This window comes from Achromobacter sp. HZ01 (assembly GCF_003267925.1).
Classification (GTDB): domain Bacteria; phylum Pseudomonadota; class Gammaproteobacteria; order Burkholderiales; family Burkholderiaceae_B; genus Achromobacter; species Achromobacter pulmonis_A.
The window spans coordinates 493,880-506,894 of record NZ_LWKV01000002.1 but is presented as its reverse complement, the minus strand read 5'-3'; the positions used below and the strand labels follow the sequence as shown (position 1 = coordinate 506,894).

The following is a 13,015-nucleotide window of genomic DNA, read 5'->3' as shown; positions in this document are numbered from 1 at the left end:
GTTTACTGGACCACGGCGAGGATTTCGTCCTCGCGGATGACGAGCAGCTCTTCGCCGTCAACCTTCACGGACTGGCCGGCGTACTTGCCGAACAGAACCTTGTCGCCAGCCTTCAGGTCGACGGGCAGGATCTTGCCGTCTTCGGTCTTCTTGCCGGGGCCGACGGCCACGACTTCACCTTGGTCAGGCTTTTCGGCGGCGCTGTCGGGGATGACGATGCCCGAGGCAGTCTTGCGCTCGTTTTCGAGGCGTTTGACGATCACGCGATCGCCCAGGGGACGCAAGGCCATGTGGAACTCCTGTTACAAAAAGAAGAAGAGAATGTTCAGTTGAGCCCGGGAATGTTGTTAGCACTCACCGGTGTCGAGTGCTAATTATAGGGATGATGTCCGGGGCTTCAAGGGGGGCGGGGGCGGTTGTTACATTTTGGGCGAAGGGGGCGGGCGCCGCTGTTGTCGAATTTCATTGAGTTTGGAATTCTCTAAGGGCTGAGAGTCAATACTTGCCTGTGTCGGCCCCAGCAGTGGGTCCTATGGAAAAGTGTCGTCTTTCCTTCGGCTCAAAAGTTTCGCGGCCAAGTAAGTGCGTCCCCAATAGCTGATGGTGTGCCTAGCGCACAGTCTGGGTCGGCTTCAGGGGGGAGGATGTCGGTTCTCTCGACTAGGACGTCGAAACCCTGAGATGGGGTCGGGCGGCGGGGATGTGTGGCTAGATGACGCTCTAAAAACTGCGTTGTTCTGTGCAAGAACAATGGTTGAACGGGCACGTCCCGGTGCTCGCGCGGGCCACATCGCAAGAGAATCGGTTTCTAAGTCGCGCATGCGCGTGTGCGACCTTTCCGGCACGGCATGGCTGCTATTGGAGCCATGCCAGGCATTGCACGCCCTCCATACTGGGCGGCATCGAGGCGCTTCATCCCGCGTTGCAGCCATCACGATGTACTTGAGCGAACGTACATTTGAGTCAATTCGGGTGGCAACAAGGACAGCTCTTCGCGAGCATCGGATCTCGTTAACGGCAGGTCTTTTGTCGCCGCCCAAAGTTGAGAACGCCGAACGGCAGCTATCGATCCGCTTTTGCCGTTCGATCTTCGTCAGTTAATGGCAGCTGCGCAGCGATTGCGGTCGTTAGCAACTTAGGTGCTCACGCTGCAAAGTAAGAAGCAGTCATACATTTCGACGCAGCGACACCGTGTCCACAATTTCGTATCGCCCGACCGCCAATAGCGATATTGCCTACCAGGGCCGGGAGTCGCAGTGCCAGATACAAGAGGCCTCCGCTGGGGATGGATATCGTCGCTGACGCATTTACTGCCGGTAGCGGATACGGTCTTCGATCTTCTTGATCGCGACGAGCGCCTCATGACCTAGCCCCTCGTCGTCGCAAAGACTGCGCAAATTTTGAAGGTCATCGGCGTTCCCAAACTGCCCAATCACTTGAATAGAAAAGGACGCGATGCGCGCCAGATCATCCATGGACCCGTGTTCTTGGTACGTCTTCTGTGACTCGCGATTGTTCAGTGCATCGCGACAGACGACCAGGGCCGTGTTCGGATAGCTCTTTGCAACGTGAGTTCTTGTACCATCCGAAGACAACATTCGAGATGTTGAAGACCACAGTGCTCCGGCACTTGCCGAAGCGGAGTGAGCCAGTAACGTAGTTCGCGCACTAAGAGTCTGGGGCGATGATTCGAGTTCGGAATCGCTTAACCGGCAAGCCCAGTAAGCTAATTCCCCGCAGGCCCGCATAGTTTCATCAACATCGACCGGCGATGCCGGAGCAGCAGGAAGTGGAAGGCTCAAATGTCCCATCGCTTCGTGCGCTGCGAAAAATGCCTCGACCGCATCTTGTGGCATGACCGACCGTTTGGATGGCAACCGAAGCCATGGCTCAATAGCTTCAGAAACTGCTGGATCACCGAAGTCTGTGAGCTGACGAATCAGAATGCCGATAAACGAAACATACTCGGTGCCCGCTCCTTTTAGTGCCTTGAAGAGGAACTGCCTCTTTTGATCGCCATCGAGGTTGTCGACCTCCTCCCAATAGATGCGGTCATACGGGTGGTCGAATTGTCGCGAGAAGACATTCCATGCTTCCGTATCGGCCTGCGGTCCCGATTCGGACAACACGCTTTCGATTTCATCTAAGACCACCGTTCTGAAGTTTTCTTCTTCGGCGTCTAGTCCGCCCAAAGCCTTCAGCGCATCGAAGATCATGGAATTCATAAGCACGCCCAGTTCGTCCATGGCATCCTCAAGCGCCGCGATCATCTTTGCCTTGACGGCATCATCCACATCTCTCAAGTAGACACAAAAGTCCAGCGTGGCTAGCTGTAGGTGATAGGGTAGGCTCTTCAATCGCTCAAGAAGATTTAAGACACATGGCGCTGCCCAAGAGGCTTGCTCCGTGAGTCTGGTGATTCCAAGTAGCACGTAGAACTCGCTATGCGTGCTCGCTTCGTTCCATGCTTTTCTAAGAGCTGCACAAAAATTCTGCTCCGGATTGTGGCGTAAGTTAAGACCGCCACTGTGAATAAAGTACACAAGCTGTGACAGCGCGATCTTGCGATTAAATACATACGCTTGGCTAAAGAGCTCATGCCGAAGCGGCACCTTTTTGACCCTTGCTTCTTCATAGAGATCAAGATTGGCTTCGACAATCCTCTCTTCCATCGCGCGACATGCCGTCATGATTTGATCGAAGTGAAGTCCCTGCTTTAGAAGCCAGCCAATGGCAGGAAGAAAAGCGCGAAACGTTGAGAGGATTGGTCGAGATGAACTGGTCTTGATCGAGCTGCTATGCCACCCCTCGCCATTCAGAACGAAATGCAGTTCAGAAGGTTCTGCGACCATTTGTTCGAAGAGCACATCGAGCTTCGCTCTTACAAAACGTCCAGCTGACTCTCCACACTCCCCCTGGATGCAAGACACTAGAATGCGCTGGTCAGTAGTCTTATCCAGAATCTCCCTTAGCATTGAATCGTCCTCGATCGCTCCGAGGATGAATAGCTTGGCGCCATGGAATCGGGGGGATCGCAGCACAGCTTGCACCCGCTCCGAATCTGTACGCGCTGCGCGAATCGTGGATTCTGCTGTGAAGGCGAAGAAAAACATTTCGTGAGAGAAGCTGAGTCTGTCGCCGCGCTGTGATACAAGTTGCGATTCAAGGACCGCGCGCCGTGTCACGTCTGTCACGCCTGCAGCATCGCAAAACCTGTCGAATTCTCGAACGGACAAACTAAACGCAGTTTGGGAGATCAGTTCTTCTGCGAACCCGGAAAGCGCCCGAATTCCCGCCGCAGCGGAATCACCGAGACGCATCCGGGCGACCGTGTCGAATAGAACGAACTTACTTGCCCCGGCGGGCAGAGATGCGGCAGCCTGCCCAATAAGTTCCGCTTCGAGTCCTGAGCGCGCTATCTCAAGCAGGGCTTGGCAGTTCGTGAAATTTTCATCTTCCTGGCTAAGTTTTGCGAGCAGTGACTTCAGCGCGGATCGCGGCGGACTGACAAGAACCTCTTCGACTGACAGAAGCTCTTGCCTAGCTAGGGTGCCTTGTGAGGTGATAACAATGCCCGCACCATAGCGCAGTGCGAACGCTTGGAGACTTCGCGTCAAAGCAGTTCGCAAAGGCTCCGGACACTCGTTGTAGCCGTCGAGAAACAGAACAATATGCCTCATCAGGAGGCGGCTCGCTCTTAGGAAATCGCGCGCGGAAGTGCCGAGTAGTCCAAGCTCGACGTCAATGATCCTCTGCAGTTTGCCCTCGAAGTCTTTGGCTTGGATGTGGATGGGTACAACACCGGCCTGGATACATTCCGTGGCGATGCGCGCACTCAGCAAGGACTTCCCACATCCTGACGGCCCCCTAATCAGAAGCGCAGATCGCGACGACAAAGCCATCTCCAGAACCTTAGGCGCCGAAATCAGTTTTTCATCAAGGTAGTATTGATCCTCCGCCAGTCGCTTACCGATTGGCCCGTGAAACTCCAAGAAGGAAGACTCATAGCCCGACAGTGTTCGCTCTGATATGAGTACGGTTTCGCAAATTGCCGCAGCTCTTCCTGATACGCGTTCGAGGCCCAAATGAGCTGCTAGCGCTTGGCATCGCTCTTCACTCAGCAAGGCCCCTGACATTGCGCTGAGCGCAACCTCGATCGCATCGTGCCCACCAATAGACACTTTGAAATCACTCGGTGGCAAGGAGGATCCGGCCGGAATCGTCGGCACAATGGCGAGCAAGGCGTTGGGATAGCCGGAAAGAGTGCCGAATAGTCCGGCCATAGCATCACGCAACGCATTCTTGGCGTCTAGGGCCTGGGTGTACCCGTTGCGTAGCTTTCGACTGCCATAAGGTCCAAGCTGAATCCAACTGCCGTTCACACCGCCCTTGACAGGCTGCGTGTACCCCTTGGCTTCAATGACAAGCGTAGTTGTGGCGGAGAAGACCGCGACATCAACCTGACGCCCGCAAACGTTGAAGTTGGCGAATATGTAGGCCCATTCGCTGCCCCTCTCTAGAGCGTCGCAAACGGTAACCAGGACCTCGCGGTCCGAGGCGTGTTCGATGCGCTCGCCGATAAAGAGATGAATGCCGTTCCCGCCGTAACGTGCTGCGCTCATCAGTTTGAATCACCCGCACGACGCGCCAAGTACCGGCATAGCTGCCGCCTGGAAAACGAATCCATAGTCCCCCCGTGAACGGAACATATTGCCTTATCACATTCTCCGTCAAGTTGTCCGGCCGCTAAATCCGGTTGCCAAATGCTTTCGCCTGGTCCGGCAGGTAGTTATGTGGGTCATAGACCTGCCAAGCCCCGAACAGCTTGCGCCCAAGTATGATTTTCGCGATGTGCTCCTCGGTGGGCGTTGAGATGTTCGCTCTGGCAGTCTTGTGCCGATCGTGGATCGACCAAAGCTCTCTCTCCATCTGTTCGTATCGACCAGCCATTGCATGATGTCGTAAAGGAGTGTGAGCGGCGCACGCGTCCCCACGGGCTCGTCACCGCCAGTTCGTGGAGATGTACTTGCTGGGTAGCCGCCGATCGCAGACCTTGTGCACCATGTCAGGATATCTGGGGCACGCGGAGGGTGATCTGCTGTCGAAATCCCAGACAGAATTAAATGTTAGTGTTTTAGGGCAAGTTTCCCAGCGAGAGTGGGAGGTGTGCCATGAAACGCAAGCAATATTCGGTCGAGCAGATCGTCGCGGCGCTCAAGCAGGCAGAGCTGGGCATGCCGGTCGCGGATCTGGTGCGTCAGCTCGGCGTATCCGAGCAGACGTACTACCGGTGGAAGCGCCTGTACGCGGGCCTGGAGTCGAACCAGGTCCGCGAACTCAAACAGCTGCAAGATGAGAATGCGCGGCTCAAGAAGTTGGTCGCCGAGCTCAGCCTGGACAAGGTGATTTTGCAGGAGATTGCCGTAAAAAAATGGCCGCGCCCGCGCTGAAGAGGCAAGCAGTGACCTACATCCAGGATCACTACGGCCTTTGCACGCAGCGGGCGTGTGGGTTGGTCAGGCAAGCGCGCAGCACGCATTACTATCGCAGCGTCAAGGATCCGCAGACGGCGCTGCGTCAGCGCATGCGCGAGATCGCGCAAACCCGGATCAGTTATGGTTATCGGCGTATCCATGTGCTGCTGCGCCGCGAAGGCTGGCAGGTCAGCCGCAACCGGGTCTATCGGCTCTATGCCGACGAGCAATTGCAGTTGCGTAGCAAGTTGCCCCGACGGCGAAAAATGGTGGTCTCGCGCCGTGAGCGCTGCGTGCCTACTCGTCCGAATGAAGTGTGGAGCCTGGACTTTGTCGCCGATCAACTGGCCAACGGCGCGCGCTTGCGCGTGCTGACCGTCGTCGACGTGTTCACTCGAGAGGCCCTGGCGACAGAAGTCGGACAGCGCTTGCGCGCCGAAGACGTCGTGGCGGTACTTAACCGGTTGGTTGCTCAGCGACAAGCGCCGCGCTTCCTCTTTGCCGACAACGGCAGCGAGTTCTCTGGACGGCTGTTGGATATGTGGGCCTACCACTACAAAGTGCAGATCGACTTCAGCCGGCCGGGCAAACCAACCGACAACAGCTTCATCGAAACCTTCAATGGATCATTCAGGGACGAATGCCTGAATCTGCATTGGTTCGAATCCTTACCCGAAGCCAGACGAGAGATCGAGGCTTGGCGCCAGGACTACAATGAAACCCGGCCTCACATGGCCCTGAACGACTTAACACCGGGCGAATTTGCCCGGAAATACAGCCTCCGACAGCAAGCCGGAGGCTCATGATGGCCCGATCACTAACATCGATCGCTGTCCATGAAACCCAAGCGGATCACAGTTTGTCCGGCCTTTTGTCCAAGGCAACAAGAACGATTTTGCCGATGCGCAAGCGATTTGCGAGGCGGCGTGCTGTCCAAACATGCGGTTCGTGAGCCCACGCAATGAGGCTCAGCAGACCGTGTCGATGCTGCACCGGGTGCGAGGGAGCCTGCTACGGAACAGAGCTGGCACCATTAACCAGATTTGACCCTAACCCCGAATGGGCCCGGATCAGAAGTAGAGATTCCCGACTGAGTATGGGTGTGGCTTTCCTAACCGAGCATGGGGCATAAAGATGAACCCTATCTGCGAGGACTATCGTCATTCACCTTGTCCGGCTTGAAGACCATGCCGAGATATATCTGAAGCCAGAATAGGTCCTGATAATTCTTCCTGCATGCGGACTCTAGGTCCGTAATGGAGGCTCGCAGCTCGTTAGGGACTGAGTCCAAGGGGACTGAAGAGCATTCGGGTCGTCGTTGAAGCGCGGGACTGAGCAAGGGATTCGTTGAGAGCATGGCCACGGCGGCACGGCTCAACTGCACGGTTGCTTCATCGGAGAATGGGACGGGAGAGAATTTTCTCGTCATGTCAGTAGCCCATTTTCGCAATTCTGCATTCTCAGAAGAAGCAGGCTCTTTGAGTAAACCTATTGCTAACTGGACATAGTCTTTCTGTGTTGCTGTTTCTGTTATAGACTTCTGCGTCCACCATCCAATCAAGCCGACTACAATCGGCATTGCCAGCAGCGCGATAATTTGCGCCATCTTATAAACTCGATCTAGCTTAGTCTCTGCGCTCAATTTTTCCCTCACGGAAGGTTGTGCGGTAATTGTCCGCTTGATTGTGTGCTGATTGGGCTGACCATGAAGCACTAGGCAATCCTTGCTTGCTCCAGCGGGGTGCTTGCACCACGAACTTACTATCCTCGCGTTTTGAGGCGGGTTTGCTTTAGATTGATCATTTCAGCAAGGTTGGCCGAAGATGGACCTCTATGGCCGGCTTTTTTATCGGATTCACACGATAACCAACCTTGTTGTCGCATGGATAAAATACCTTGTTTGCAGCGATGATAGTGGACATACGAGCGATGGCTTTTTAGGAAAACGTAAAAGGTTCAAGTTTGTAGTCTATGCCTGACTTAGCTGCCTTGACCACAAGGACTCCGATGAACGATCAAGCTGAGGGCGTCGTTCGCTCGCTTGCTCCCGACTATTTTCCGCGGGGGCTCGTAATCAGCGAGGCAGACTTGCGCGACAGCGTCGACGAAGCCGGACTGCTCGCTCTGGTCGGCAACAAGATCGTGCTAGGTGAGCCGGGCATGGGCAAGAGCGAACTCATGCGCGAACTTGGACGGCGGCTTGGGGTTGATTTAGTTACCGCAATTCGCTTCATCAATTCCAAGAACCCAGGCAAGTTGGTGTCTGCGGGCAAGCCTTTGCTAATCGACGGTCTTGATGAGGCTATGTCGAGACGCGAGGGCGACGCAGTCGATGCGATCTTGGCCCAGCTCGAAGAGGCGGACTTACCGCCTTTCATCCTCTCGTGTCGATCGCGAGAATGGCAAGCGCGTAGCGTGACGAATTTGCGTCGGCTCTACGGTGCTGAGCCTCGAGTCTTGACGCTCGAACCTTTCGATCGTAGTGACGCGCGGGCGGTTCTGTTTGCACAGAGCCCGAGCTTGGATGTTGATCATGTGCTCGATCACCTCGAGGCCTACAGCCTCCAAGATCTTTACCGTAACCCGCTGACGCTTGGCTTGATCCGACGTGTCGCGGAGACTGACACGCAATTGCCGGCGACGCGCGCGACATTGTTCGAGCGCGTCTGCACCCTTATCTGGCCAGAACATGATGGAGATCGGCAGGATGAGGGGCTGGCCCAGCTGACGCAAGACGAAGCGCTTGACGCCGCCGGTGCGATCGCCGCCGCACTGCTATTTAGTGGTGCCGAAGCCGCCAGCGCGGCAGGCGCTGCGCAGGTGCTGCAGGGCGATGTGCGACTCGCCGATCTCGAGGCCCTGCCGAAGGGCGAGGCCTCACGCGCGATTTTTTCGTCGAAGCTGTTTCTCAGTGTCGGGCCGTTGCGCGCGAAGCCGATTCATAGAGTCATCGCCGAGTATCTCGGTGCACGCTGGCTTGCACGTCAAGCGGCGACGCCGCGCGCGCAGCGGCGCTTGCTCGCCCAATTGCATGGCAGTGGCGGCGTTCCGGCAAGTCTACGTGGACTCCATGCCTGGCTCGCCTATCACAGCCCGGCGATGGCTGAGCGCATCATCACCGCAGACCCGTATGGCGTGCTGCGTTACGGCGAGGACACCTTGTTAACGCCGCATCTTGCGGACTGTCTATTCGAGGCACTGAGCGAGCTCGCTGAGGACGATCCTTATTTCCGGGCAGCAGACTGGGACCGCAAGACTGCTGCTGGACTGATGATTACTCCGCTCAAGCACAAGATTCAGAAAATCATCTCCTCGGCAGCCAGTAGCGCGCACTTGCGCGCGCTGCTGATAGAAGGACTCAAGGCAACAGCGCTCGCAATTGAGCTTGCAGATACTTTGGAGGCGATTGTCCTCTCCCGTGAACGCTTTTATCGCGAGCGCGAAGATGCCGCAGAGGCCTTGCTGCCACACCGCGACCGGGCATGGTGGCGCACGACGATTGCAGCGCTGATCGACCAGGGTGGAGAGGATGCGCCGAGACTTGCGCTTCGACTGATCCAGCTGATAGATGCCGACGTATCAGATGAGCTTCTGGTCGCAACGCTTTTCGCCGAAATGGGGATGAGCCGTTCTCCGCTACGCCGCTCGAAACCGCAGCGCGTCCACACCATTCGCAGCTATGAGGAACTATTTGCCGTGATTTCGTCGGTGCGGCTCGTCGGGATACTCGACTTGATAGTCGATTATGCCCAGCTGTTGCACGATGACGATTGGCGAAGCGCCGGCGAGGTGGCCGATATCGTCACCAATCTCATTGTTCGCGGTATTGATGAGGGTGCTATCGGTGTCGTCGAGGCGCCGTCGTTGTGGCGCTGGCTAGAAGCACTCGAGCACGAGCATTACTATGACCGCCACGCTCGGCAGAGGCTCGCGGCGCAACTGTCGTCGCAGGACGCCTTGCGTCGTGCAATTCAGGCGCATGTGCTGGCTCACGATCGCCGTCGGGATAGTCTATGGGCCACCGCCATCTTTTTGCAGCGTCGCCTTCTACGGCAGGATTGGCGGCAAGACGACATCATTATCTTGTTCGACCGGCTAGCCCAAGGTAACAACAAAGATCCCGCGGCGCGCCAAGACTGGCAAGATTTGGTACAGGTCGCGTGGCGACATGATGGACTCGAACCGGTCGTGCGCGAAGCTGCAGAGCGATTCCGTCGAGGCGACAAAGCGCTCGGTGATTTTCTGAGTAAGCTTGAGAACCCCAAAAAGCCAGCGTGGGAGGTCCGTCAGGAGAAGGAGCGGGCAAAGCGGGAGCGCAAACGCAAGGTGGCGATTGAGGAGGCGCGTCGCTCATTTGGCATGGCACGCGATGATCTGCGCGCTGGCGAGCTGGGCGCGATTCTGCGGCCGGCTCAGGCCTATTTGGGTCTGTTCCGCGACCTTCCCAGCGAATTGCCCCCAGTTGAGCGGCTGTCGAGCTGGATCGGGCCGGACCTATGCAGCGATGCGCTGATCGGATTTGAGGCCGTATTGCACCGCTCGGACCTACCCGCGCCGGTTGAGTTTTCCAACGGTTTTGCTAGCCGTTCGATTTACAATTTCGGCTTCCCTATCATGGCTGGGCTATACGAGCGCATGCGACTTGGCAAGAGCTTTGCCGAACTATCCACACAGCTTAAGCAATCGGCGTTACTGCTCAGTTATGAAGGTCATGGTTGGGGCCTCGACGAGGAAAAGGACGCGCTGCGGGCGGCGCTGGAAGTCGAAGTCATTTCCTGCCTGAACACTCGACAGGCGTTCGCAAGGCTTTGGATCGAGCCTGCGCTCGATATAGGCAAAGAGCATGTTGCAGGGCTCAGAAAACTCGCCCACGATCCAGAATGGCAGGCGACAGGGGCGGCGCTTGGTGCCGAATGGCTAACGAGGTTTCCCAACGTACCGGCTTCGGTTGAAGCAGAATTAGTCGACTGCCTAACCTATGGCGGTGCGCTAGCTGCGCTTCGGGATGTTGCCAAAGCCCGCGCCGAGATGGTGTTCCGCAATGTGGACCATCTGCTGTCGTGGCTAGCGATCGATGTTGTAGTCCGTTTCGATGCTGTGCGACCCGATCTGGCCAAGATAGGTACGTACCATCCTGACTTTATCTGGTTCCTACGGAACCGCCTACAGTTCGAACGGAGAGACGAGAAGCTGCCGCTGACAGTTTCCCAGGCAGAATGGATCATCACCGAGTTCCGCGAGCATTGGCCATATACGGAGCTTAGGGGAACAGGATCGGGCAACACGAACGGCTATGACGCGACCGATTTTCTCCGCTCGCTAATCAGTCGGATCGCTGACGATACGAGCATTGAGGCTGCTGAGGCGATCGCGAGGCTTGTAACCGGCCCCAGGGACAGCTATGCGGAGTTGATTCGTCACATGGCTGCCGAGCAGCGGCAGAAGCGTGTCGAGGAGGATTTTTCAGCGCTTTCGCCGGCCGATCTAACTTCGCTTCTCGACGATGGCCCTCCCACCAATATTGATGATTTGAAGGCGCTAGTGTGCGAAGAGATGTCCGTCGCGCAGCTTAAGCTCATCGGCGACGATCTCGATTCGGTCGTAGATTTCTGGACCGATGATGGCATGCCTCGCGACGAGAATCGATGCCGCGACCGTCTCGCCGGAATGATTGGCCCTGAGGTCGACCGCTACGATATTCAGCGGATTACCGAGGCGGACATGCCTCAGACCAAGCGCGCGGACCTGGCTTTTGCGCGTGGGTCGATGCAGTTGCCGGTTGAGGTCAAAGGCCAGTGGCATAGCGAGGTTTGGGATGCCGCGAACGGCCAGCTCGACATGCAGTATATGATCGACTGGAGTTGCGGGCAACGCGGTATCTACTGCGTTTTGTGGTTCGGTGATTTACCGCCGTCGACGAGGCGGCGGTTGAAGGCGCACCCCGATGGGCTTCCTGCACCGACGACAGCGGAAGCCATGCGTACGATGCTAATCGATCGGATTCCCGAGGCGCGCCGCACGCTGATCGACGTCGTTGTGATCGATCTATCGGCCGGCAAGCCCAAACGCGTTCTTTCTCATGCAGCGTCGGATGGCTAGCGATTCATGATCGCGCCGGTGAAGCAGCGACACTCAACCACTGATTGCAGTTACAGGTTGCGCGCTTAGCAGGGCTCCTTTGCAAAATTTCAGACTAAATGAAATTTCGTACGAAAAATTCCAAGTTGGATGACTCGGCGGTACCAATCTTAATGACGAAATTTCTCTAGGTCATTGATATTTTTGGATTTTGAATTCCAAATCGGTTGAGCTTCGACATATGGGCCGGGCGCCGCAGCCCGTTCAACTCGAGACCGTTCCAAGCCGGTCAAATGCAGCGTAAGCGAAAGCTGTGGCCGGATGTCTCCTCCGGGCCGCAGGCGCATTCAAGCGCGTATGTACACCCATCCCGCCACTTGCATTCTTGCGATCTCAAGAACAGCCGGGCCACCCAGGACTTGCAGTGGTTCCCTGTTGCCCCTGCCCAGTCGTTCCAGACTGACGGGGCAGATCCACGTCGAGGCATCCAGGCGCTCATGCGCCACGTCCAACGCGGCTTCGACAGCCTGCGCATTGGCGATGATGCGCACTTCGGCGGCAGGCATGCCATTTCTCAAGTTCAGTGCGTTGTTTCGTGCCCGTTGAAGGGCAGCCGGCGAGGGGGCGTGCAGGATGACTTTCAGTTCCGGTTCCATGTGGGTCTCGCTATTGGTCTATTTGTCAGCAGGTCAACGAGGCCCCAGTACTTCGTTCAACTGATCGCCCTGGGGCATGCCCCTGAACTTTTTCACGGTGCCGTCTTCCTCGCGTACGACGATTCCCGGTGTTCCCCGGAAGCCCGTCGACACCATCAGCATCTGGTTGCGCGCCAGCACTTCCAGTACGTCATCAGGAACTTCGGAGGCGGGTTCGATGCCGCCCTGGTCGAAGCGCTGCTCATTCTTCTGCAGGGCGGCCGAGGGGTCCGGAGCCCGCAATATCGCTGCCGCCTTGGCGGGGCTGTCGTCGCGGATGACCCCCACGAGTATGTGCCGGAGCTGCACTTTGCCGGCCTCAACCCAGGGGCGCGACGCTTCCCAGAACTGATGGCAATAGGGGCAGTTGGCGTCCGAAAACGTGTAGACGATGCGCGGCGCTTCGGAGCGGCCGTCCAGCACCCAAGAGGATTCGCTCAGCTGCGACCAGACTTTCTTTCCCATTGGCTTGGCCACCAGGTCTTGGAGCGTGGCTGCGTCAATGGGGCGGCCTTCCACGTCCACTCGCGTGCCGACGATCGCCGTGCCATCCGGGGTGACATAAATGGCGACGGGGCGTTCCTGGATGGCGCCGGCGAAACCGCGCAGTCCGTCCGCCACGTTGAATTCCTGAATAACGGTAAGTCCCTGGGTTTCCAAGGCCTTGAGCACGGGCGGCCGGGCCGGTTCCCCGGCATGGACCGGCGCGGCCAGCAGTGCGGCACAGGCCGCGACGACGAGCGGACGCGCCAAAGGCTTGGTGCGCAT

At 57.1% G+C, this 13,015-nt stretch carries 6 protein-coding genes and 1 pseudogene; 3 read left to right on the top strand and 4 right to left on the bottom strand.

The window, feature by feature from the left end:
• Positions 1-2: 2 nt before the first annotated feature.
• Positions 3-290 carry a co-chaperone GroES gene (gene groES, locus A6B37_RS11490; protein WP_006221616.1) on the bottom strand — a complete coding sequence of 96 codons (288 nt, stop codon included), beginning with the start codon at positions 288-290 and terminating at the stop codon, positions 3-5.
• Between the two features lie 1,017 nt (positions 291-1,307).
• Positions 1,308-4,622, bottom strand: a complete 3,315-nt coding sequence (locus A6B37_RS11485) for an NERD domain-containing protein (RefSeq protein WP_111825811.1) — start codon at positions 4,620-4,622, stop codon at positions 1,308-1,310.
• 549 nt (positions 4,623-5,171) lie between these two features.
• On the opposite strand from A6B37_RS11485, the gene A6B37_RS11475 reads away from it, so the two are divergent.
• The 3 genes and pseudogenes from A6B37_RS11475 to A6B37_RS11465 all read left to right on the top strand — a co-directional run bounded on the left by A6B37_RS11475 (position 5,172) and on the right by A6B37_RS11465 (position 11,573).
• Positions 5,172-6,280 (top strand): IS3 family transposase gene (locus A6B37_RS11475; RefSeq protein ID WP_111825809.1). Its coding sequence is split into 2 segments (ribosomal slippage): positions 5,172-5,424 and positions 5,424-6,280, totalling 1,110 coding nucleotides; the frame shifts between segments, so codons are not numbered across the junction.
• Positions 6,281-6,329: 49 nt separating this feature from the next.
• Positions 6,330-6,518 (top strand): annotated as a pseudogene (locus A6B37_RS11470) (IS110 family transposase); the annotation flags it as partial.
• Between the two features lie 963 nt (positions 6,519-7,481).
• Positions 7,482-11,573 carry a hypothetical protein gene (locus tag A6B37_RS11465; protein ID WP_210405794.1) on the top strand — a complete coding sequence of 1,364 codons (4,092 nt, stop codon included), beginning with the start codon at positions 7,482-7,484 and terminating at the stop codon, positions 11,571-11,573.
• Positions 11,574-11,899: 326 nt separating this feature from the next.
• Here A6B37_RS11465 and A6B37_RS11460 read toward each other — a convergent pair whose 3' ends face one another.
• Together A6B37_RS11460 and dsbG are read right to left on the bottom strand one after the other, a co-directional pair.
• Positions 11,900-12,208: a hypothetical protein gene (locus A6B37_RS11460; RefSeq protein ID WP_111825808.1), complete on the bottom strand. Its 309-nt coding sequence runs from the start codon at positions 12,206-12,208 to the stop codon at positions 11,900-11,902.
• Positions 12,209-12,241: 33 nt separating this feature from the next.
• Positions 12,242-13,015, bottom strand: coding sequence for a thiol:disulfide interchange protein DsbG (dsbG, locus tag A6B37_RS11455; RefSeq protein WP_111825807.1), 774 nt, complete (start codon positions 13,013-13,015; stop codon positions 12,242-12,244).